This is a genomic window from Enterobacter cloacae complex sp. IR5458 (genome assembly GCF_049238025.1).
Lineage (GTDB): Bacteria > Pseudomonadota > Gammaproteobacteria > Enterobacterales > Enterobacteriaceae > Enterobacter > Enterobacter kobei.
In genome coordinates this window covers 52,804-73,989 of the sequence record NZ_JBMKIF010000010.1, presented here as the reverse complement: position 1 = coordinate 73,989, position 21,186 = coordinate 52,804, and the positions used below count along the sequence as shown (strand labels likewise).

Below are 21,186 nucleotides of genomic sequence, written 5' to 3'. Positions count from 1 at the left end.
ACAGACAGGCATAAACAGGAAAAATTACATGGTAGATCAGGTCAAAGTCGCCGCTGCAGAAGAGGCGACGTCTGAACAGTCGCTACGGCGCAATCTCACAAACCGTCATATTCAGCTTATCGCCATAGGTGGGGCCATCGGGACCGGGCTGTTTATGGGGTCAGGCAAAACCATCAGCCTTGCCGGGCCGTCGATCATCTTCGTTTATATGATCATTGGTTTCATGCTGTTCTTCGTGATGCGGGCAATGGGTGAATTGCTGCTCTCGAACCTCGAATACAAATCCTTCAGCGACTTCGCGTCTGACCTGCTCGGACCATGGGCAGGCTATTTCACCGGCTGGACCTACTGGTTCTGCTGGGTTGTTACCGGTATGGCGGACGTCGTGGCGATTACCGCCTACGCACAGTTCTGGTTCCCGGGACTGTCAGACTGGGTGGCCTCGCTGGCGGTTATCGCTTTGCTGCTGAGCCTCAACCTCGCCACCGTAAAAATGTTCGGTGAGATGGAGTTCTGGTTCGCGATGATCAAGATTGTCGCTATCGTGGGGCTGATTGTTGTGGGCCTGGTGATGGTACTGACGCACTTCCAGTCGCCAACCGGCGTACAGGCGTCATTTACCCATCTGTGGAATGACGGCGGCTGGTTCCCGAAAGGCATCAGCGGCTTCTTTGCCGGCTTCCAGATTGCGGTGTTCGCGTTTGTGGGCATTGAGCTGGTGGGAACCACGGCGGCCGAAACTAAAGATCCCGAGAAGTCTCTCCCGCGCGCCATTAACTCGATTCCGGTTCGTATCATCATGTTCTACGTCTTCGCGCTGATCATCATTATGTCCGTGACGCCGTGGAGCTCCGTGGTGCCGAGCAAGAGCCCGTTCGTTGAACTGTTTGTGCTGGTAGGGCTGCCCGCTGCGGCAAGCCTGATTAACTTCGTCGTGCTGACCTCTGCGGCGTCGTCCGCGAACAGCGGCGTGTTCTCAACCAGCCGTATGCTGTTTGGTCTGGCGCAGGAGGGCGTGGCGCCGAGCGCCTTTGCGAAACTGTCTAAGCGTGCGGTACCGGCGAAAGGGCTGACTTTCTCCTGCATGTGCCTGCTGGGCGGCGTGGTCATGCTCTACGTGAACCCAAGCGTGATTGGCGCGTTCACCATGATCACCACGGTCTCTGCAATCCTGTTTATGTTCGTCTGGACCATTATTCTCTGCTCGTACCTGGTGTACCGCAAACAGCGTCCACACCTGCATGAGAAGTCGATCTACAAGATGCCGCTGGGCAAGCTGATGTGCTGGGTGTGCATGGCGTTCTTCGTGTTCGTGCTGGTGCTGCTGACGCTGGAAGATGATACCCGTCAGGCGCTGATTGTTACGCCGCTGTGGTTTATCGCGCTGGGGCTGGGCTGGGTGTTTATCGGTAAGAAACGTATGGCAGGCGTAAGATAAAAGCAAAACGGCAACTTCAGTTGCCGTTTTTAGTTTTTGCACCCTCTCCCTGTGGGAGAGGGCATCAGGCCGCAGCGGCTTTTTTCATTCCCCAGCTAATGCCCGCGGGAACAACACGTTGTTCTCAAGACTGATGTGTTCCATCAGGTCATCGATCATCTCGTTAATGCCGTTGTACATCGCTTTCCAGGTGGTGCACGCCTCTGGCGGCGGTGTGACGTTGTGGGTGGTGTGTTTGATCACTTCCAGCAGTTCGCCCGCATCATCATGCTCGCTTTCCATCACGCTAATCGGACCCATTGCCTGGCTGCCCATTCCCTGTTTAATCATCGGGAAGAGGATCTGTTCTTCTTTCATCATGTGGCTGGAAAGCTCTTCGTGCAGCATGGTCAGATATTTCGCCAGACCGCGGGGTACGGAAGGTTTGTCAGCATGTACGCGCTCGACTTTGGTCGCCTGCAGGATCAGCTCCGGCAGTTGCTCCCGGTGGCGATCGTGGTAACGCACAATGATGTGGTCGATGATTTCTGCGAGCGGGGCGGTACGCCAGTCTTTATCAACAGGCTGTTCGGCCAGTTGCGCCAGCTCTGCTTCAATCACCTCCACATCCAGCTCCTTACGTGAGGCCGCTCGCGCGAGGGTTTGCTTACCGCCGCAGCAGTAATCCATATCGTATTTACGGAACAGCGCAGAAGCGCGAGGGATGGAGAGCGCCAGCTCGCCGAGGGGTTGGTCGCGAAAGGCCATAGCAGTTACCTCGTCATCAAGAATATAAGATGCATATTAAATGCATCTTTAAGGCGACGCTATAACCCTTTAGAGGGAAGGGTAAAAGTGAGACGTAAGTCACAAAAAAATTATCCGGGTTAACGCCCTGAATGGACTCAGGAAAGTGGTTTAGAAAGTTTTTAAAGGTGGAGAAACAGTAAACAACCCGCCTTGCCTGCCGATATATCCACGTCAGACAAACCTGCATATAACAAAGGCAACGTATGTTTAAACGTATAAAAGTTATTACTCTTCTTATTTCGGTGCTGCTTGTACTCGGCATCATGCAAGTGATTTCCGCGGGGATCTTTATCAACGCGCTGAACAACGATAAAGACAATTTCACCGTGTCGCAGCTCTCCAGCAAGAATGTGGCGGAGTTTACCGATGCGTGGATCAGCCTGAACCAGGCGCGCGTGACGCTGAACCGTGGGATGCTGCGTCTGCAAAGCAGCATGGCTTCGCAGATTAACGGTGGTCAGCTCAATGAGCTGGTCAACACCGCGAAAAATCTGCTGGCTGATGCGCAGGTCCATTACGATAAATACTATGCCCTGCCGAATACGCCGGGCCTGGACGAGAATCTGGCGAAGCGACTGGAGGAGCAATACCGTATTTACTCCTCAACGTTGACGCAAATGAACGTGCTGCTGGGCCAGGGCAATCTGGAAGACATGTTCAAGCAGAACGCTGAGCAAAAACAGACTGCGATGCAGGCGGTTTATCGCGAGTGGCGCGAAGCACAGGCAACGCTTACCGATAAAGGCATCCAGGACAATGAAAGCGACTACAAACGCATTCTGTGGATCCTCTCTGCTGTAATGCTGTTGGTCATTGTGGTGATTATTTCCAGCTGGATCGCCATGCGTCGCGTGCTGCTGCTGCCTCTGGAAGAGGTGATCAACCATATTCGCGCCATTGCGGCAGGGGACTTAACCCAGCCGATTCAGGCTGACGGTAAGAACGAAATGGCGATCCTGGCGCGCAACGTGCAGGAGATGCAGACCTCGCTGGCGAATACCGTTGGCGTGGTGCGTGAAGGTGCCGACACCATCTACACCGGAGCCGGTGAAATTTCTGCCGGGAGTAACGACCTTTCTTCCCGTACTGAGCAACAGGCGGCTTCCCTGGAAGAAACGGCAGCCAGCATGGAACAGCTGACGGCCACCGTGAAGCAGAATGCCGATAACGCCCGTCAGGCTTCCCGTCTGGCACTGGATGCCTCCTCAACGGCGAAGAAGGGCGGGAACGTGGTGGAAGGTGTCGTGCGCACGATGGACGAAATCGCCACCAGTTCCAGTAAAATTGCGCAAATTACCAACGTAATCGACGGTATTGCTTTCCAGACCAACATTCTGGCGTTGAACGCGGCGGTAGAGGCTGCGCGTGCAGGTGAACAGGGCCGTGGCTTTGCGGTGGTCGCAGGGGAAGTACGTACCCTCGCCCAGCGCAGTGCTCAGGCGGCGAAAGAGATCAAAGCGCTGATCGACGATTCCGGCGAGCGCGTGAACGCCGGCTCGCAGCTGGTTAACGAAGCCGGGGCGACGATGGCGGAGATCGTCAATGCGGTCACCCGCGTGACGGACATTATGGGCGAGATCGCCTCAGCCTCTGACGAGCAGAGCCGCGGTATCGACCAGGTGGGCCAGGCGGTGGCTGAAATGGATCGCGTGACCCAGCAGAACGCCTCGCTGGTCGAGGAATCTGCGGCCGCGGCGGCCGCGCTGGAAGATCAGGCTGCACGCCTGAATGACGCGGTGGCTGTGTTTAAAATTACCCGTAATCAGGCGGTCAAAGCCGCGCCGGTGAAAACCTACGTGCCGAAAGCGCAGCCCGCAGCGAGCGTGCCTGAAGCGAACTGGGAAACGTTTTAACCTGGTGCCGGGTGGCGCTGACGCTTACCCGGCCTACAAATCGCTCCGTGTAGGCCGGGTAAGGCGTAGCCGCCACCCGGCAAAAATCACACTTCTGATGCTGACACAACCCTCGGTTTTTCCGGCTTCGCTCTCACCGCCATCACCACCCCAACGACCAGCAACACAATCCCACAGGCCGTTAATACAGGCGGTACGCTCTGGCGCATCAGGAAGGTATAAAGCAGCCCGGCCAGGGTTTCGAAAACAATCAGCGGCCCCAGGATCACCGTTGGCAGTTTCTGGCTGGCAATGTTCCAGCACAGCGCGCCCACCCAGGAACACAGCACCGCAATCGCCACCATCAGGGCAACAAATACCCACGGTCTGGGTCCGAAGGGTTGGGCGAAATCGGGCTGTTGATGGCCTAACCAGAGGCACGCCCCAACATATCCCAGCAGTGAAACGGGCAATGTGACCAGGGCCTGAGCCGTCGCCCACATCATCGGATGCTTGTCCGGGTTCTCACGCAGCCAGCGCGCATTGCGCAGGGCATACCATGCCCAACACGCCACGGAAACGAACGCCAGCAGAATGCCGGAGCCGTAACGCCACAGATCAAAGTCCTCCAGCCCATGACGCAGCTCGGCAATATTGACGCATATTAGCCCTACGGCGGTACACAACAGCGCAGGCACCATTTTTGGCCACGCCAGTTTGCCATCGCGGTGGCTATAGAGCAGGTTAGCAAAGATGGGGATGACAACCGGCAGTGTGCCGATAATCATGGTCGAGACCGGGGCCCCGGTGCGTTGAATGGCACTCGCCAGGCAAACGTAATAGATGAGGTTGCCCATCATGGTCAGCGCCAGCGCGGTGCGCCAGTCCTGACGGCTAAGCTGACGCAGGCGCGCGCGTCCCAGCCATGCCAGAGGTAAGGCTATCAGCCCCAGCGCCAGATAACGTCCGGTCGACTGCAGTATTGCCGGGTATTCGGGCAAGATCAGCGGGCCAACAAAAATCAGCCCCCACATCATCCCTGCCAGCAGGGCATACAACACGCCACTAATCATTTTTCCATCCCTATTGCTTCACGTTGCGCTCAGTGTAGGAGGGGCAAATGCGCGCGTATTGTATGAGATTGCGCATTAGCGCCGGGTGACCTGCTTCTGGTAGCGCACGGGCGTAATGCCGTAGCGGCGGGTAAATGCCCGGGTCAAATGTGACTGGTCGGTCAGCCCCGTCGCCGCAGCGACCTCAGCTGCGGGCATGCCGTGGGTGAGGAACGTTTTGGCGCGCCACAGGCGGATAGCCATCAGCATCTGGTGCGGCGTAACGTGGAAATGGGCTTTGAACTGGCGCTGAAAATGATACGGACTGAGCGAAACGACGTTGGCCAGTTCATCCAGCGTCAGGGAGTGCATATAGTTGTCATGCAGATACTCGCGCACACGTTCGAAGCGGTGCGCACCTTCCTGAACCACCGGCGCGTGATGGGCCAGGGGCTGAAAGGTCTCAATCAGATCCAGCAATAATCCTTTTTGCGCCAGCGGATCGTCCGTATGCCACAGGCCGTAGATGAGCCTGCCGATTTGCTGCGAGCGATGGGGGTCAAAACGGGTCACCTCGCTGAACCACCAGTGCCGGAGGCCGGTTACCTCTTCCAGCAGATCGGGTTCGATATAGACCATCCGGTAGCGCCAGCCGCCTTCGGTGGCTGATTCCCCGGTGTGGATCTCGTCCGGGTTCATGGTAACGACGGATTTCTCCGGCGCGAGGTGCTGGGTACCGCGATAGCGAAAACGTTCGGCACCGGTTTCAATCGTGCCGATCCCGAAGGCTTCATGGGTGTGAGGCTCAAAGGCGTAGCGGGATATATGCGCGTGATAGAGTTCGATGCCCGGCACCTGCGCCAGATGGCGAAAGCGCGCGCTGTCTCTCTCATCAATGAACTGTTCCGGTACGCCTTGCACGTTGAGCCTCCTCGTGGTCATCGCTTCATTATCAGAGATGACCCGAGGGGATGCCACAAAAAATAACCAATCCGTAACAATTACAGAATGGCTTTAATGCTCTCCGCCAGCGGTGTGGTCGGGCGGCCGATCAGTGTGCTCAGGGTATGGCTGTCGTCAAACAGGCCGCCTTTGGATGCACCCACGTCGGAGTCCGCGAGCATATCCGCCAGCCCCGCAGGCAGACCCACCCCCTTCAGCGCGGCGGCAAAATCGGCTTCGCTGAGATTCTGATAGGTCACCGGCTTCCCGCTCTGCTTGCTCAGCTCAGCCGCCAGCTCGCTCAGCGTCCAGCCGTGGTCGCCAGCCAGTTCGTATACCTTGCCAGCATGACCCTCTTCAGCGATCACTTTGGCTGCGGCGGCGGCGTAGTCTGCACGGGTTGCAGAGGCAATTTTGCCTTCGCCTGCCGCACCTATAAACACGCCATGCTCAATCGCCGGTGGCGCGCTTGCCAGATAGTTTTCGGTATACCAGCCATTGCGCAGCAGGGCATAAGGAATGCCGGACGCCGCCAGCGCTTTCTCCGTCTCGACGTGTTCAACGTGCAGGCCCAGCGGGGAGCGATCCGCATGCAGCAGGCTGGTGTAGGCGATGAATTTCACGCCAGCGGCTTTGGCGGCGTTAATGACGTTCTGATGTTGGGTTGCACGCTGGCCGACTTCGCTGGAGGAGATCAGCAGCAGCTTATCCACGCCGCTCAGCGCGGCGGTGAAGGCGGCTTCGTTCGTGTAATCCGCCTGACGAACTACAATTCCCTGCTGGCTTAAGGCGTCGGCTTTCGCCGGGTTACGGACAATGGCGACAATCTCGTTTGCCGGAACCGTTTTCAGCAGTTCTTCAATAACGTATTGGCCAAGCTGGCCGGTAGCGCCGGTAATCGCAATCATGATGAATCTCCTTCGTGTTTGTCTGGTGTTATGGCACACTAGCACCATAGCTAACTTTTAGTAAGTACGTACAAAAAGGTAAGTATGAAAACAACGATACCGACACTCAGCGAACAAATGCGCGATGGCAACCTCTTTGCGGAACAGTGTCCTTCCCGGGAGGTGCTCAAACACGTTACCAGCCGCTGGGGCGTGCTGATTCTGCTGGCCCTGCGTCAGGGAACGCATCGCTTCAGCGATCTGCGCCGCAAAATGGGCGGGGTAAGCGAAAAGATGCTGTCCCAGTCGCTTCAGGCGCTGGAGCAGGACGGGTTTGTCGATCGCGTGTCATATCCGGTTGTGCCGCCGCACGTAGAGTATAGCCTGACGCCGATGGGGATTGAGGTCAGTGAGAAAGTAGCTGCGCTGGCGGACTGGATTGAGGTGAATACGCCGAAGGTGATGGCGAATCGGGACGATCGGGCGGCGTGACATGCCGGGGGGCGGCTTCGCCTTACCCGGCCTACCCGATCTCGTAGGTCGGGTAAGCGAAGCGCCACCCGACACAATCACCGCGACTTGCTTAGGTCAACCTGATAAATCGCGAAGCCAATATCATCGGTCGCCACCTTCTTCATCGGATACTGCGCCTTATCCTTAATGAACGCGGCGGCCTTATCGGACGGTGACGTTTCAAAGCGGATATCCAGTTTCGTATCGCTGTGGATCGGTGCCAGGCGCCAGTTGTTATCCACGGCCGGGTGAATTTCGCCCGCCTTCTTCGACTCAGCACTGATCCACGCCGCCAGTACCGAGCGGTTTTCGTCCGGTGAAGCAAAGGCGATGTGGTTATCTCCCGTACCGGCAAACTTACCGCCATAGGCGCGGTAGTTATTGGTTACCACCAGGAAGGTGGCATTCGGATCGATCGCCTTACCGTTGAAGGTCAGGTTTTTGATGCGCTCGGCCTGCGGGTTAATGGCCTGGCACTCGCCGTCATATTTCGCGGGTTGGGTAACGTCAATCTGATAATTCACGCCATCGATCACGTCAAAGTTATAGGTTCGGAAGCTATCCCAGTTAATCAGCGACTGCGGTTTACTGCTCTTCGGATCGATCTGGTTAAACTGTCCGGCAGAGCACTCCAGCCATTCCTTCACTTCTTTACCCGTCGCTTTCACCACTACCAGCGTGTTCGGATAGAGATAGAGATCGGCGGCGTTACGGAACGTCAGCTGGCCTTTCTCAACTTCGACATAGCTTGCCGGGTCGTTCTTACGCCCGCCAACTTTGAATGGCGCAGCGGCAGACAGCACCGGCAGTTTTGCCAGATCCGGATCGCCCTGAACAAAGTGTTCGGCATAGGCCTTCTGCGCCATGTTGACGACCTGAACGGTTGGGTCATCCTGCACCAGCGCCAGGAAGCTATACATATTATCGGCGGATTGGCCGATCGGCTTGCTGACGAATTCGCGGGTGGCGTCGTGATCGTGCTTCAGCACGTCGACCAGTTTTTTATCTTCAGCGGCCAGTGATTTTTTAGCCGCAGCGTCGTAAATCGGACGCGCCTCTGCTTTTGACTGAGTGACCTTCCAGCTGCCGCCGTCGTTATTGAGTACCAGATCCACCACCCCAAGGTGGTCGCCCCACATGCCCGGCATCACCGACGGCACGCCATTGAGCGTCCCTTTCTCGATGTCTGCGCCCTTAATGCTGGCAAAGTCCTTACCCGGGAAGACCGCGTGGGCGTGGCCGAACAGGATCGCATCGACGCCCGGGACTTCACTCAGATAATAAACGGAGTTTTCCGCCATGGCCTGATACGGGTCGGCGGAGAGTCCCGAGTGCGCAACCACCACCACCAGAGCGGCCCCTTTTTCGCGCATTTCCGGCACGTATTTGCGCGCAGTTTCGGTAATATCGTTAACGGTCACTTTACCGTCGAGGTTGGCTTTATCCCAGGTCATGATTTGCGGCGGCACGAAGCCGATATAGCCGATTTTAAGCGTCTGTTTTTTACCGTCCCGATCGACAACCTCGGTCTCTTTAATCAGATAGGGGGTAAAGAGCGGCTTCTGCGTCTTAACGTCGATGATGTTGGCGTTAACGTAGGGGAATTTTGCGCCAGCCAGCGCATCGTGCAGGTACTTCAGGCCGTAGTTAAATTCGTGGTTGCCCAGGTTGCCGACGGCATAATCCAGCGTATTCATCGCCTTATAAACGGGATGGATCTCGCCTTTCTTTAGACCCTTCGCGGCCATGTAATCCCCGAGTGGACTACCCTGAATAAGATCGCCGTTGTCCACCAGCACGCTATTTTTCACTTCACCGCGCGCGGCATCGATCAAACTTGCCGTGCGGACCAGGCCGAATTTTTCGGTAGGGGTATCTTTGTAGTAATCGAAGTCCATTATGTTGCTGTGCAGATCGGTCGTTTCCAGAATACGCAGATCTACCGTCGCCGCCTGCACGCTCGCTGCAATCAGCGTCGCCAGAAGCGTTGCACTAAACTTAATCATCAGAGGAGTCCTTTTTTCGATCCATGCCACAAAAGAGTATGTATCTATAGCGTGTTGCTTACAGAAATGTGAATCCTGACAGAAAAAAGCGTACTGAAACCGGAATTGCTTCACAGATAGCGGAATTGTTCACATTACGATATAACTAAAACAATGAGTTAACCTCACTGCGTTAACAAAGAGGTGGAGAATGCTAGATAAAATTTGTCAACTCGCACGGGATGCGGGGGATGCCATCATGCAAGTGTATGACGGTGCAAAACCGATGGAGGTCGTCAGTAAAGCGGACGACTCCCCGGTCACGGCGGCGGATATCGCTGCGCATAAGGTCATTATGAACGGTTTACAGGCGCTGACGCCGGACATCCCCGTTCTGTCTGAAGAAGCGCCGCAGAGCTGGGATGAACGCCAGAACTGGCAGCGCTACTGGCTGGTCGATCCGCTGGACGGTACCAAAGAGTTCATCAAGCGCAACGGGGAGTTCACCGTTAATATCGCCCTGATTGAAAAGGGAAAGGCGGTGCTCGGCGTGGTTTACGCCCCGGTGATGAAGGTGATGTACAGCGCGGCGGAAGGTAAAGCCTGGAAGGAGGAGTGCGGCGTTCGTAAGCAGATCCAGGTGCGCGATGCGCGCCCACCGCTGGTGGTGATTAGCCGCTCGCACAGCGACAGTGAACTGCAGGAGTACCTGCAGCAGCTGGGGGAACACCAGACGACGTCGATTGGTTCATCGCTGAAATTCTGCCTGGTGGCGGAAGGACAGGCGCAGCTTTATCCGCGCTTTGGGCCGACTAACGTCTGGGATACGGCGGCAGGGCACGCGGTTGCAGCGGCCGCCGGGGCGCATGTTCATGACTGGCAGGGCAAGCCGCTGGACTATACCCCGCGTGAATCCTTCCTCAACCCCGGCTTCCGCGTCTCGATTTATTGAGCCAACAGCTTGTGCAGCAGGGCGACGACCTGCTGCACCTCTTCCTGGGTCAACGCGCCGTCTTTCACCCACTGGACGCGACCTTCCTTATCCAGCACGATAATCGCGGAACTCTCTTCCTCCAGCTGCCAGGCCTTACGGGTGACTCCGTTGCTGTCGACGATAAACTGCGACCACGGATAGAGCTTCTTATTACTCTCAAGGCTTGAACGCACAAACATCCCGGAGCCGGGAATCGCGTCATCGGTGTTCACAATCGTGGTGGTCTGGTAGCGATCGTGCGGGAATTTTGCGGCCTTGATCGCTTCCACCAGGTTGGCATTTTTCTCTTTTGCAGATGTACGACCGGCAATATGTTGTACAACTCTCACTTTGCCTGCGAGCTGCGCGCTATTCCAGGCTTTATAGCTAAACTTATCATTGTCGAGAATCAATTCTCCCCGGTCAGCAATGCCGACTGGCGGGACACGTTGTCCTTTTTCAATGTTGTGAGCGCAAGCCCACAGGGGCAGCAGCAGACAAGCTGCTGCAAGGATGTTACGTAGGGTCATGGCGTTTCCTTATTGTTTGCAGGTGATCCGACCACTTGGTCTTACGCTTTTAATCATAAGTGCGATCAATGTGGTTTTCCCGCAATCCCAATGCCAGTTTGCGGGTGAACGCACATATCCATGAAAAAACGACGGCTTATACTGCTCTCAGTCACGCTTTGCAAAGATTATTCTGAATAATTGTAATCAAACGGTAAATAAACTTATGCACACTGGGTAACACCGTAGTTCTGGTCTATAGTCATTGGGCATCAAAATTTGCGCTCAGGACAGTCGGGCCGATTGTGGCACCGCAAGAGCGTATGATTCGCAGGAGATACAAGAATGAAAATTTTCCAACGCTACAACCCGCTTCAAGTGGCGAAGTACGTGAAGATCCTGTTCCGTGGACGGTTGTACATCAAGGATGTTGGCGCTTTTGAATTTGATAAGGGCAAGATCCTTATCCCAAAAGTGAAGGACAAACAGCACCTGTCTGTGATGTCCGAAGTCAACCGTCAGGTTATGCGTCTGCAAACTGAGATGGCTTAACCAACGTGCTATGCAGTAGTTAAAAAGACGGCTCCCAATGGGAGCCGTTGATGTATATGGGTCTTACGCCGACACCTTCTCTTCTGCGTCAGGCATCCGCGGCACCAGCACGGTCGGTTTGTTGTCGATGCGCGTCACCAGCAGCTGGTCGATGCGGTAGTTATCAATGTCCACCACCTCAAACTTATAGCCGGAGAACTTCACCGAATCGGTACGTTTCGGGATTTTGCGCAGCATAAACATCATAAAGCCGCCGATGGTTTCGTAATTACCGGACTGCGGGAACTCGTCGATGTCCAGCACGCGCATGACGTCTTCAATCGGTGTACCGCCATCAATCAGCCACGAGTTATCGTCACGCTGAACAATCTGCTCCTCCAGCCCCTGGCCCACCAGGTCGCCCATCAGCGTGGTCATCACGTCGTTCAGCGTAATGATCCCCACCACCAGCGCGTATTCGTTCATGATGACGGCGAAGTCTTCCCCGGCGGTTTTGAAACTTTCCAGCGCTTCCGAGAGCGTCAGGGTGTCTGGCACGATCAGGGTGTTGCGGATCTGCACGCCGCTGTTGAGCGCCAGGCTCTGGTTTGCCAGCACGCGGTTGAGCAGGTCTTTGGAGTCGACGTAACCGATGATGTGGTCGATATCTTCATTACAGACCAGGAACTTAGAGTGCGGATGCTGTGCCACTTTGTTCTTCAGGCTCTGCTCATCCTCATGCAAATCGAACCAGATAATGCTTTCACGGCCCGTCATGGAAGAGGGCACGGTACGGGATTCCAGTTCGAATACGTTCTCAATGAGCTCGTGTTCCTGCTTACGCAGCACCCCGGCCAGCGCGCCAGCTTCCACCACCGCATAGATGTCGTCAGAGGTGATGTCGTCTTTACGCACCATGGGCAGCTTGAAGATGCGGAAAATCACGTTTGCCAGGCCGTTGAAGAACCATACCAGCGGACGGAACACGAACAGGCAGAAGCGCATCGGGTTGATGATACGCAAAGCCACAGCTTCTGGCGCAATCATACCGATGCGTTTCGGGGTCAGGTCAGCGAAGAGGATGAACATGCCGGTAACCAGCGTGAAGGAGAGAATAAAGCTCAACTGCTCGGCCAGTTCGGCGGACATGTACTGCACAAACAGGCTGTAAAACGCCGGCGAAAACGCTGCATCGCCCACGATACCGCCGAGAATGGCGACCGCGTTCAGGCCAATCTGCACCACGGTGAAGAAGGTGCCGGGGTTCTCCTGCATTTTGAGAATGCGGGAGGCGTTGATGTTGCCTTCATCAGCAAGCAGCTTCAGTTTGATTTTACGGGAGGCGGCCAGCGAAATCTCCGATATCGAGAAAAATGCACTGACGGCAATCAGACAAAGTATTACTAAAATACTGTTTAACATAGTTTATCCGGCTTCTCGCCAGATCCTCAGAAGGGGAATTGATACCATTTGTGTGAAAACACGTAGAACGTCAGCCCGTAGCGTTGAGCTGATTATTTCAGCGGGTAGTATAGCGTAAAGAGATGTAAATCTGCCAGAGGTCACATTTTGGCATAAAAACAGACCGGACAGTGGAGTGCTGCCCGGTCTGCGCGGTTATTTCACGGGAGATAAATGGGCGCTTCCCACCGTCTGTCGTGTGGCGTCGCCTCCCCACACCTGGTCATACTCGTATCCGGTTAACTGTTTGATGATCACCCGAGTCCTGGCGTCGCAGTCGCGGTAATCTCCGCCCAGTTTCCGCCGGGCAATCTCCTTGAGAAGCAACTTATGCGTCTCGCGGGTGAGCTTAAACTTGTAGGTAGTGAAGAAACTCACCGCCAGAAGCGCCGCGGTGGCAAAAATCATCAGGCCGATAATGGCCCCCAGCGCGCTTTCCGGTTGTGCGCCACTGCCTTTCACGAAACCGGACTCCTGCAACACCAGACCAATAATCATGATGGCAATAGCCACGGTACTTTTGCGGGTCAGGACCATCACACCGGCAAAAATCCCTTCGCGGCGCTGCTGCGTCACCATCTCGTCGATATCCGGAATGAAGCTGTAGATATTCCACGGAATGTAGTAAAGGCCGGAGCGGGCGGCACCCAGCAAGATAAAGACCGCCGAGAACAGCAGCGTCGGCACCTGCGTTTCGGTAAGGTAGACCGTAAACAGGAATACCAGCACGCAGAAAATACAGCCGTAGGAGAGGCGGAGCGCGGCGGAAGGAGTCACATTCAGCCGGTTCAGCAACAGCATAAACCCGTACGTGCCCGGCACCGAGGCGAAGGCCGCAATGCTCAGCCAGCCAGATACCGCTGCCGCATCCTGGCTCAGGCAATACACGACATAATAGGTAAAGACCGAACCGAATACGTCCATCGCCGTAAACGAAAAGATATAAATAATGATATGCAGCCGGAACGCGCGAATGCGGAATGAAGAAAAGAGATCCAGAACCAGATATTTCAGGTGATTGAGTATCCCGCTGCTGCGCTGGTTATCCACTTTAAAATCGGACTCCTGCTGCACATCTTTGGCTTCCCAGGTGGTGTACCAGGTAATAAATACCGCAATGCAAAATACGCAGGAAAATATCAGCCCGGTAAGGGTATAGGTAAACGGATTATCTTTACCCGTGAACTGCATAATGACGCCGGGGACGGAAACCGCAAGAAATCCCCCGAGCTGAGAGCAGATCATGCGCACGCCGGAAAGGCGGCTACGCTCTTCATAGCGGTTTGTCATTTCCGCTGCCAGCGTTTCCCACGGGACCAGCACCATCGCCGACAGCAGTTCAATCGAGAGATAGGTGCCCAGATAGTACCAGTAGCCCATGTCCGTCATCCACAGCAGGGCATACAAAAACATGAGCGGTGAGCTGAGTAATAAAAAGAAGCGGCGGCGGCCAAATTTACGTCCGAGCCAGGTATCACCGAAATTATCGGTGACGTATCCCATAATGGGGCTGAGGAGTGCGTCAATAACGCGGGCAATGGCGAATATTGAACCCGCTTCAATCACTGAGAGTCCGCAATAGGTGGTGTAAAAAAAGAGCAGCCAGGTGCCGATAATGGCAAAAGCGCCCCCGCCAAACAGATCGGTTACGCCGTAGCCAAGCGCTACGCCGTAACCAACTCTACGTTCAGTTGGTTTGACCATAATAATATCCAGTGTAGGGTAATGATTAACCTGTGTTTCAGGTCGTTTTTTTATTTACTGCTGGACGACACATTACGTTCTAATTATTGATATCTATCCATTTTCTTAATTGAGATGAGCGATAAAGGGCCTCCACAAGGGTGAGTGATTTCCCGGCAGCATGGATATCGGTGTAGTCCGTTTCCGGGTGATGAATGGCATGATAAAAACGGCGGATCGCCTGCTGGTGTCCCAGCCCCCAGTAGCTTTTGACCGAGCCGTCAGGAGAATCATCGGTGGCCAGCTTGCGATGTTCGCCCGGGGTGATGCGCCAGAGCACGTTGTCATTGAGCAGCAGCGAACCCCGTTCGCAATGGATCTCAAGCCAGAGGGGGGAATCCGTGGTATTGCAGTTGCTGGCATAAAACAGGCCACGCGCGCCGTTAGCAAAGTGCAGCGTCGCCATTGCGCTGTCCTCCCCTTCGGTTACGTCCGCCAGCTCACCGCTCTCCACCACGCCTTTCAGGCGCGTGACCCCGCCGGCGAACCACTGCATCAGGTCGAGGGTATGGATCGCCTGGTTGATCAGCAGACTGCCGCCTTCCGTTGCCAGCCGTCCACGCCACGGACTTTCGGTGTAATAGGCGCCCGACCGCGACCACGTCAGCACCGCTTTCATGCCGAGCATCTTCCCCAGCTCGCCCTCGCTTAACTCCTGTCGGATGCGCAGGCTGGTGGGATTGAGCCGGTTCTGATAGCAAACGCCGAGCAGGCCCGGCGCCTGGTCGACGGCCTGGACGATATCGCCGAATTCACTGCTGTTCATCCCCACCGGTTTTTCGCAGAACACATGCTTCCCGGCGGCGAGCGCCGCCAGAATCATACGTTTATGCTCGAAATGCGGCGTACAGATATGGACCACGTCGATGGCATCATCCAGCAGCATTTCCCGGTAATCCTGATAAAAACGGCACTGATAGGCCATCGCCAGCGTCAGTCCTTTAACGCTGTCGATATCCACCAGCGCGCGCAGCGCGACGTTGGGGATCTGGCGTAATGCATTCACATGGCAGCGGTGAATCGCGCCGGCACCGATAACCGCTGTGTTCAGGATCGTCATCGTTGCCTCCCGTTATGCCGTCGCGTTGGCCAGCATCTGAGCCTTCACGCAAAGCTCCGCCGCCTTGAAGGCGTGCGCCTGCGTCATGGCGTTTTCGGTCCGGTGCAGGCAGTCGAGGATCAGTTCACCAAAGAACGGGAACCCGACCTGTCCGGCGACGGGATAGCGGAATTCTCCCTCCTTGTTCACCAGGTAAACCACATCCTGCTCGCCGCGGGTTAAATCAACATATTTGCGGATTTCGATATAGCCTTCGGTGCCGAGCAGGGTCAGACGACCGTCGCCCCACGTTGAAAGCCCGTCCGGCGTAAACCAGTCGCAGCGGAAATAGCCGCTGGCACCGTTTTCCCCTTTCAGCATCGCGTCGCCGAAATCTTCGAAGGCGGGATACTGCGGGTGTTTAACGTTGCGAACCTGGCTTGCCACCACCGAGGCGTCGCTGTTGCCGGTATAAAAAAGGAACTGCTCAATCTGGTGACTGCCGATGTCGCAGAGAATGCCGCCGAAGTCGCGACGATCGTAGAACCACTCCGGACGACCGCTCCCTTCCCGGTGCGGACCGGTTCCCAGGGTTTGCACGACGCGGCCAATCGCGCCCTGCTGCACCAGTTGTCCGGCAAAGACCGCGCTCTCTACGTGCAGACGCTCGCTGTAATACACCGCGTATTTCTTCCCGGTTTGCGCCACCATTGCTTTGGCATCGGCCAGCTGTTCAAGGGTGGTGAGCGGCGCTTTATCCGTGAAATAGTCCTTACCCGCGGCCATCGCTTTCAGCCCCAGTGCACAGCGCCCGGACGGGATGGCGGCACCCGCCACCAGGCGCACCTCGTCGTCGTTGAGTATCACGTCCAGCGACGCCGCCACGTTGGCCTGCGGATATTGCTGGATGAATTTATCCACTTTCGCCGGGTCGGGGTCGTACACCCATTTCAGCGTGGCGCCGGCTTCAATCAGGCCGTTGCACATGCCGTAAATATGACCGTGGTCGAGTGCGGCAGCGGCAAAAACAAATTCACCTTCCCGGACAACCGGTTGCGGTTTACCTACCGGGGCGTAGTTCATTCCGTCTTTCTTGTTCATGATGACATTCCTCAATCCAGATCTTTTCCCAGGGGGATGGCACCGACTTCGCTGAAGTTGGCCACGCTTGCGGACTTCTCATAAAAACGGGGGGCGAGGGCGTTCGTCCCGCCGGTACGGTAAAACGGGTCATCGCGCTGAATCGGCAGCGGGACGACGGTGCGGGTAATGGCTGATTTATAAATTGCGGTAATCAGTTCGAGGGAACGCTTGCCCTGCAGGCCATCCACTAACGGTGCCGTGCCGTGCTCAATGGCATAAAGCAGGTCGTTAATCTGCCCGTGGTGTAGCGTCCATTCGAGTTTGCGGGTGTCGTGAAAAACCGCGTTGAGTTGCGCTTCTCGCGGCAGATCGTGGCTTTCCTGTGGGAAGCCGTTATCGGCGCTGACGCTGGCAAAGGCCTGCCACGGCGCGGAGATACGCGCTTTATCGCCCTGAATGATGATTTTCTGATCTTCCCCGTGGTGCACCACCGAGGCGGTAAGCTGCGTGAGCGCGCCGTTCGGGTATTTGAAGATCGCGGCGCTGAGGTCTTCCACCTCGGCATTGTCGTGCGCCACGTTGGTCATCATTGCCACGACCTCCGACGGGAAGCCGAGCATCCACTGGATGGCGTCGATATGATGTACCGCGTGGTTAAGCGTGCAGCCACCTCCCTCTTTTTCCCAGGTGCCACGCCACCACAGGTCGTAATAGCAGTGTCCGCGCCACCAGAACGAATCCACCTGCGCATGGCAGATTTTCCCCGCGAGGCCGGAATCCAGTGCGGCTTTTAAGCGCCAGAAAGCATCGGTAAAGCGGTTCTGAGCGATAATGGAGAGCGTCTTACCGCTGGCCTGCTGTGCGGCGATCATCGCGTCGCACTCTTCCAGCGAGGCGGCCATCGGTTTTTCGCACAGCACATGGCACCCCGCGCGCAGGGCATCAATGCTGATCTCCGCGTGAACATAGGGCGGCGTACAGACATCGACGATATCCACATCGGGCTCTGACGCCAGCATCTGCTGGTGGCTTGCGTACACGCGGGCATCCGTCAGGCCGTAGCGTGCTTTTTTCTCGTGGGCTTTTTCCGGGTAGATATCGACCAGCGCGACGATCCGGCAACGCTGACCAAACTGCAAATAGCCCTGAATATGGTTATGCGAGATATTCCCTGTTCCCACGATAGCAACATTTAACATCGTGTTTCTCCGCTGTTACCAGGTGCCAGAGGCGTCCAGCGTGATGCTGGCGGTCTCTTTAGCCACTGAGGTGCTAATACGCTGCTGAAGCAGGCGCAGATACTGTTTCTCGTTGAGCGGCAGGTCGACCCAGTCGTCTGTCCAGGTGGAGAGGTGCATGGCGTTGGAAAGCGTAAGCCCGCGGATCCCTTCCAGACCCGGCGCAATCAGCGGCTCGCCGCGCAAAATGGCGGCAGAGAAATTGGCGGTAATAACGTGATGTTCGCTGCATTCCGGGGCGACGGGGATGGAGACCTCCCAGCATTCGGGTTCACCAAAACCGTTTTGCCAGCGGGCATTGAAGGCGGTTTCGGATTCACGTAACCGCCAGTAGCGCAGTTTCCCCTCTTCGACGACCACCTTGCCGCGGTCGCCAACGATTTCCAGGCGGTTGGTCCCCGGTGTTTCCGCGACGGTAGTGATAAACACGCCCGTCGCGCCATTGGCGTACTCCGCATAGGCGGTGACCTCGTCTTCCACTTCGATATCGCGATGTTTGCCGAACTGGCAAAACGCGCGCAGACGGACCGGCATGCCGACCAGCCACTGCCAGAGATCGAGCTGATGCGGATCCTGGTTGAGCAAGACGCCGCCACCTTCCCCTTTCCAGGTGGCGCGCCAGCCGCCGGAGTTGTAGTAGCTCTGCGAACGATACCAGTTGGTGATGATCCAGTTGGAGCGGCGGATCTCGCCCAGCTCGCCGCTGTCGATAAGGTCTTTTACCTTCTGATAAAGCGGGTTCGGGCGCTGGTTGTACATGATGCCAAACACCACGTCGCACTCCCGGGCGCAGGCGTTCATCTCCTGCACCTGAGCCGTGTATACCCCCGCCGGTTTTTCACACAGGGTGTGAATGCCGTTGCGCATCGCCAGCATCGACAGGCGCGGATGCTCGTAGTGCGGCGTCGCGACAATCACCGCGTCGATAAGCCCGCTCTGGATCATCTCCTGGGCGTCATTGCACACGGGGAGATTGCCGACCAGCTGGCGAATGGCCGGATGCTTTTCCGGTGCATTATCGCAAACCGCCGTCAGGCACGCGTCGCTGACCGTACCCGCCAGTAAATAGCGCGCGTGGACCGTGCCGATATTACCTATTCCAATAATGCCAAAACGTACCTTATCCATGTCACACCTTAATTTCTGTTGAAAAGAAGTGATGACCGGAAAATAGGAAAGGCGAGCCGCAGCGACAATGTGTTTTTGTGAGAATACTCGCAAGGTGATTAAGTAATCTCCAAGCTTTCTGAAATTTGGTTTTAAAATCAAAAGGCTGTTTCTGCAAATATTTGCAAAAACTGAATGAGAGCGAGGTCACACTATGCCGGGCAGGTTAAAAATGGAGGAGATTGCGGCCCTGACGGGCTATTCCGTCAGTACGGTATCTCGGGTATTAAGCGGCAAATCGTATACCAGCGATAAAGCCCGGGAGGCGATCGTTCGTACTGCCAGAGAATTAGGCGTACTGGAGTCCATGGCGAGCGGCAGACTGTTAATTAACGGTATCGCTGTTTTTGCGCCAGAAAGAACCTTTCAGGGACGCGGCGATATTTTTTATCTGGAAGTCACAAAAGGGATTACTGAAGCCTGCGCGCGACACAATGTGTGGGTGAGCTGCTGTGGATTAGAAGAACAGCACGCCGACGTGAAATTATTTATGGAAAAGGCCAGCCAGAAGAATATTAACGCGATAATTATTATTGGGACTGATGATTCCACCATATTTAAACTGGCGAGCACGTTAAATAAGCCCTGCGTGTTAATTAATTCCGTTGATCGGGATCGGGAGCTGGATGCCGTGTCACCCGATCACCGGGCGATTGGGTTTACCGCCATGCAGTATCTTTTTGAGCAGGGACATCGGCGTGTGCTCACGCTCACCTGCCTGCGGCGAGAAACGCTTTACGCGCGTCTGGACGGCATTAAAGAGGCATACCGCCATTTTCACGTGGGCTTCGATCCCCAGCGTGATTTGCTCGTGACGGAGTGGTTTACCGCTGAAGAGGCTGAGCGGGCTTTGGATGAGTGGCTGATGAGCCATGATAGATCGCAGTGGCCGGAGGTGATTTTCCCGAACAGCACCAGCATGGTGGAAGGGGTAGTCAGGGCGTTAACCCGACACGGGCTGCGCGTTCCGGAAGATATTTCACTGATAACGACCGATTTTGCATGGAACCTGGCGCACCGTCTGGAAAAACCGGTCACGGGCGTGACGGTGCCCTGTCGGGAGCTGGGGATTGAAGCCGTTCACCTGCTGCAAACGCGGCTTAACCGACCGCAGGCGCCGGTCTTTAACCTGCTGTTGCAGGGAAAAGTGATGGATTACGGCTCGGTCTGTAATGCAACGCGCCACGCGGCTCGCGTGGCGCTGGAACGGTGATCAGGCCAGCTGAGGCGGCAGGCAGACGCCGATGCCTCCGATACCGCAGTAGCCGTATGGGTTTTTGTGCAGGTACTGCTGATGATCGTCCTCGGCATAGTAGAACGGTTTCGCGGTGGTGATTTCGGTTGTCACGTCACGCGTATCGCCCGCTTCCCGCATGGCCTGCTGGAAACGCTCAAGGCTGGCGCGGGCGGCAGCATCCTGCTCAGGCGTGAGCGGATAAATGGCCGAGCGGTACTGTGTGCCGTGGTCGTTGCCCTGACGCATACCCTGCGCCGGATCGTGGTTTTCCCAGAAAACCTGCAGAAGCTGCTCGTAGCGAATCACCGCAGGGTCGTACACCACGCGAACCGCTTCCGCATGGCCGGTCTCGCCGGAGCAGACTTCGCGGTAGGTTGGGTTAGGCGTGTAGCCGCCGGTGTAGCCAGCAGCGGTGCTGTATACGCCGGGCAGCTGCCAGAAGAGGCGCTCAACGCCCCAGAAACAGCCCATGGCGAACAGGGCGATCTCCATTCCATCCGGCACGTTAGTCATCGAATGGCCATTCACGGCGTGTAAAGTCGCCACTGGCATAGGGGTGTTGCGTCCCGGTAATGCATCAGCTTGTGAAACCAGATGCTTTTTGTCGAATAAACTCACGATGGGGCCTCCCGGGGTGCGATGTTTCGGTTAAGGTTGTCACGACGCGTTTAATTGAACACAATAAATGCGCTGAATGAGTCTAGATTTAATCATAAGAAATATTTGGGTGTTACACCCATTTTCAACCCGTGATGTGGGTTTTTGGC

General features: G+C 56.0%; 19 protein-coding genes. 6 read left to right on the top strand and 13 right to left on the bottom strand.

Translation table 11 applies throughout. The annotated features are described in order from the left end of the window. Window positions 1-28 precede the first annotated feature (28 nt). The gene (gene cycA / locus ACOTYN_RS10735; RefSeq protein ID WP_014882247.1) at window positions 29-1,438 is read left to right on the top strand and encodes a D-serine/D-alanine/glycine transporter; all 1,410 of its coding nucleotides are present in this window, start codon (window positions 29-31) and stop codon (window positions 1,436-1,438) included. 84 nt (window positions 1,439-1,522) lie between these two features. Here cycA and ytfE read toward each other — a convergent pair whose 3' ends face one another. Then, window positions 1,523-2,185 carry an iron-sulfur cluster repair protein YtfE gene (gene ytfE, locus ACOTYN_RS10730; RefSeq protein WP_045134413.1) on the bottom strand — a complete coding sequence of 221 codons (663 nt, stop codon included), beginning with the start codon at window positions 2,183-2,185 and terminating at the stop codon, window positions 1,523-1,525. A 245-nt stretch (window positions 2,186-2,430) separates the two neighbouring features. Here ytfE and ACOTYN_RS10725 point away from each other — a divergent pair, with 245 nt between their 5' ends. Continuing rightward, the gene (locus ACOTYN_RS10725; RefSeq protein WP_248229299.1) at window positions 2,431-4,080 is read left to right on the top strand and encodes a methyl-accepting chemotaxis protein; all 1,650 of its coding nucleotides are present in this window, start codon (window positions 2,431-2,433) and stop codon (window positions 4,078-4,080) included. A gap of 86 nt (window positions 4,081-4,166) precedes the next feature. Here ACOTYN_RS10725 and ACOTYN_RS10720 read toward each other — a convergent pair whose 3' ends face one another. The 3 genes from ACOTYN_RS10720 to ACOTYN_RS10710 form a co-directional block, all read right to left on the bottom strand. Then, window positions 4,167-5,132 (bottom strand): DMT family transporter, encoded by a 966-nt coding sequence (locus ACOTYN_RS10720; RefSeq protein ID WP_332957741.1) that lies wholly within the window; start codon window positions 5,130-5,132, stop codon window positions 4,167-4,169. Between the two features lie 75 nt (window positions 5,133-5,207). Continuing rightward, the gene (locus ACOTYN_RS10715; protein WP_045281969.1) at window positions 5,208-6,032 is read right to left on the bottom strand and encodes an AraC family transcriptional regulator; all 825 of its coding nucleotides are present in this window, start codon (window positions 6,030-6,032) and stop codon (window positions 5,208-5,210) included. An 80-nt stretch (window positions 6,033-6,112) separates the two neighbouring features. After that, complete coding sequence (locus ACOTYN_RS10710; protein WP_014882252.1) at window positions 6,113-6,961, bottom strand: SDR family oxidoreductase; 849 nt, start codon at window positions 6,959-6,961, stop codon at window positions 6,113-6,115. Between the two features lie 84 nt (window positions 6,962-7,045). Here ACOTYN_RS10710 and ACOTYN_RS10705 point away from each other — a divergent pair, with 84 nt between their 5' ends. After that, entirely contained in the window at window positions 7,046-7,432 is a 387-nt protein-coding gene (locus ACOTYN_RS10705) for a winged helix-turn-helix transcriptional regulator (protein WP_023331869.1), read from the top strand. A gap of 77 nt (window positions 7,433-7,509) precedes the next feature. On the opposite strand, the gene ACOTYN_RS10700 is transcribed toward ACOTYN_RS10705, so the two are convergent. After that, complete coding sequence (locus tag ACOTYN_RS10700) at window positions 7,510-9,459, bottom strand: bifunctional 2',3'-cyclic-nucleotide 2'-phosphodiesterase/3'-nucleotidase (RefSeq protein WP_332957739.1); 1,950 nt, start codon at window positions 9,457-9,459, stop codon at window positions 7,510-7,512. A gap of 190 nt (window positions 9,460-9,649) precedes the next feature. Here ACOTYN_RS10700 and cysQ point away from each other — a divergent pair, with 190 nt between their 5' ends. Continuing rightward, window positions 9,650-10,390 carry a 3'(2'),5'-bisphosphate nucleotidase CysQ gene (gene cysQ, locus ACOTYN_RS10695; RefSeq protein WP_047027134.1) on the top strand — a complete coding sequence of 247 codons (741 nt, stop codon included), beginning with the start codon at window positions 9,650-9,652 and terminating at the stop codon, window positions 10,388-10,390. Here cysQ and ACOTYN_RS10690 read toward each other — a convergent pair. Further along, a complete protein-coding gene (locus tag ACOTYN_RS10690) occupies window positions 10,384-10,941 on the bottom strand; it encodes a YtfJ family protein (protein WP_014882256.1) in 558 nt (185 codons plus the stop codon). The two genes, cysQ and ACOTYN_RS10690, sit on opposite strands and share 7 nt — an antisense overlap. Before the next feature lie 324 nt (window positions 10,942-11,265). On the opposite strand from ACOTYN_RS10690, the gene ACOTYN_RS10685 reads away from it, so the two are divergent. Beyond that, window positions 11,266-11,472 carry a DUF1107 domain-containing protein gene (locus ACOTYN_RS10685; RefSeq protein ID WP_003856054.1) on the top strand — a complete coding sequence of 69 codons (207 nt, stop codon included), beginning with the start codon at window positions 11,266-11,268 and terminating at the stop codon, window positions 11,470-11,472. Window positions 11,473-11,535: 63 nt separating this feature from the next. Here ACOTYN_RS10685 and ACOTYN_RS10680 read toward each other — a convergent pair whose 3' ends face one another. From ACOTYN_RS10680 to ACOTYN_RS10655, 6 genes are all read right to left on the bottom strand, one after another. After that, window positions 11,536-12,873 carry a hemolysin family protein gene (locus tag ACOTYN_RS10680; protein ID WP_023338945.1) on the bottom strand — a complete coding sequence of 446 codons (1,338 nt, stop codon included), beginning with the start codon at window positions 12,871-12,873 and terminating at the stop codon, window positions 11,536-11,538. A 195-nt stretch (window positions 12,874-13,068) separates the two neighbouring features. After that, entirely contained in the window at window positions 13,069-14,616 is a 1,548-nt protein-coding gene (locus tag ACOTYN_RS10675) for an MFS transporter (RefSeq protein WP_014882258.1), read from the bottom strand. A 79-nt stretch (window positions 14,617-14,695) separates the two neighbouring features. After that, window positions 14,696-15,715: a Gfo/Idh/MocA family oxidoreductase gene (locus tag ACOTYN_RS10670; RefSeq protein ID WP_332957736.1), complete on the bottom strand. Its 1,020-nt coding sequence runs from the start codon at window positions 15,713-15,715 to the stop codon at window positions 14,696-14,698. A 12-nt stretch (window positions 15,716-15,727) separates the two neighbouring features. Continuing rightward, on the bottom strand, window positions 15,728-16,795 hold the full coding sequence (locus tag ACOTYN_RS10665) for a Gfo/Idh/MocA family protein (RefSeq protein WP_063943834.1): 1,068 nt from the start codon (window positions 16,793-16,795) through the stop codon (window positions 15,728-15,730). An 11-nt stretch (window positions 16,796-16,806) separates the two neighbouring features. Beyond that, window positions 16,807-17,976 (bottom strand): Gfo/Idh/MocA family oxidoreductase, encoded by a 1,170-nt coding sequence (locus ACOTYN_RS10660; protein WP_332957733.1) that lies wholly within the window; start codon window positions 17,974-17,976, stop codon window positions 16,807-16,809. Window positions 17,977-17,991: 15 nt separating this feature from the next. Continuing rightward, complete coding sequence (locus ACOTYN_RS10655; protein ID WP_332957731.1) at window positions 17,992-19,143, bottom strand: Gfo/Idh/MocA family oxidoreductase; 1,152 nt, start codon at window positions 19,141-19,143, stop codon at window positions 17,992-17,994. A gap of 193 nt (window positions 19,144-19,336) precedes the next feature. Between ACOTYN_RS10655 and ACOTYN_RS10650 the strand changes: the two genes are divergently transcribed. Beyond that, a complete protein-coding gene (locus ACOTYN_RS10650; protein WP_063667331.1) occupies window positions 19,337-20,395 on the top strand; it encodes a LacI family DNA-binding transcriptional regulator in 1,059 nt (352 codons plus the stop codon). On the opposite strand, the gene msrA is transcribed toward ACOTYN_RS10650, so the two are convergent. Further along, window positions 20,396-21,037, bottom strand: a complete 642-nt coding sequence (gene msrA / locus ACOTYN_RS10645; protein WP_023336688.1) for a peptide-methionine (S)-S-oxide reductase MsrA — start codon at window positions 21,035-21,037, stop codon at window positions 20,396-20,398. It abuts the gene before it with no gap. Window positions 21,038-21,186: the final 149 nt, after the last annotated feature.

Coding starts and splice junctions, on each gene's coding strand:
- ACOTYN_RS10725 (WP_248229299.1), top strand. CDS start 2,431: ATGTTTAAACGTATAAAAGTTATTACTCTTCTTATTTCGGTGCTGCTT.
- ACOTYN_RS10655 (WP_332957731.1), bottom strand. CDS start 19,143: ATGGATAAGGTACGTTTTGGCATTATTGGAATAGGTAATATCGGCACG.
- ACOTYN_RS10685 (WP_003856054.1), top strand. CDS start 11,266: ATGAAAATTTTCCAACGCTACAACCCGCTTCAAGTGGCGAAGTACGTG.
- ACOTYN_RS10690 (WP_014882256.1), bottom strand. CDS start 10,941: ATGACCCTACGTAACATCCTTGCAGCAGCTTGTCTGCTGCTGCCCCTG.
- ytfE (WP_045134413.1), bottom strand. CDS start 2,185: ATGGCCTTTCGCGACCAACCCCTCGGCGAGCTGGCGCTCTCCATCCCT.
- ACOTYN_RS10700 (WP_332957739.1), bottom strand. CDS start 9,459: ATGATTAAGTTTAGTGCAACGCTTCTGGCGACGCTGATTGCAGCGAGC.
- cysQ (WP_047027134.1), top strand. CDS start 9,650: ATGCTAGATAAAATTTGTCAACTCGCACGGGATGCGGGGGATGCCATC.
- ACOTYN_RS10670 (WP_332957736.1), bottom strand. CDS start 15,715: ATGACGATCCTGAACACAGCGGTTATCGGTGCCGGCGCGATTCACCGC.
- ACOTYN_RS10705 (WP_023331869.1), top strand. CDS start 7,046: ATGAAAACAACGATACCGACACTCAGCGAACAAATGCGCGATGGCAAC.
- ACOTYN_RS10650 (WP_063667331.1), top strand. CDS start 19,337: ATGCCGGGCAGGTTAAAAATGGAGGAGATTGCGGCCCTGACGGGCTAT.
- ACOTYN_RS10720 (WP_332957741.1), bottom strand. CDS start 5,132: ATGATTAGTGGCGTGTTGTATGCCCTGCTGGCAGGGATGATGTGGGGG.
- ACOTYN_RS10680 (WP_023338945.1), bottom strand. CDS start 12,873: ATGTTAAACAGTATTTTAGTAATACTTTGTCTGATTGCCGTCAGTGCA.
- ACOTYN_RS10660 (WP_332957733.1), bottom strand. CDS start 17,976: ATGTTAAATGTTGCTATCGTGGGAACAGGGAATATCTCGCATAACCAT.
- ACOTYN_RS10710 (WP_014882252.1), bottom strand. CDS start 6,961: ATGATTGCGATTACCGGCGCTACCGGCCAGCTTGGCCAATACGTTATT.
- ACOTYN_RS10665 (WP_063943834.1), bottom strand. CDS start 16,795: ATGAACAAGAAAGACGGAATGAACTACGCCCCGGTAGGTAAACCGCAA.
- ACOTYN_RS10675 (WP_014882258.1), bottom strand. CDS start 14,616: ATGGTCAAACCAACTGAACGTAGAGTTGGTTACGGCGTAGCGCTTGGC.
- cycA (WP_014882247.1), top strand. CDS start 29: ATGGTAGATCAGGTCAAAGTCGCCGCTGCAGAAGAGGCGACGTCTGAA.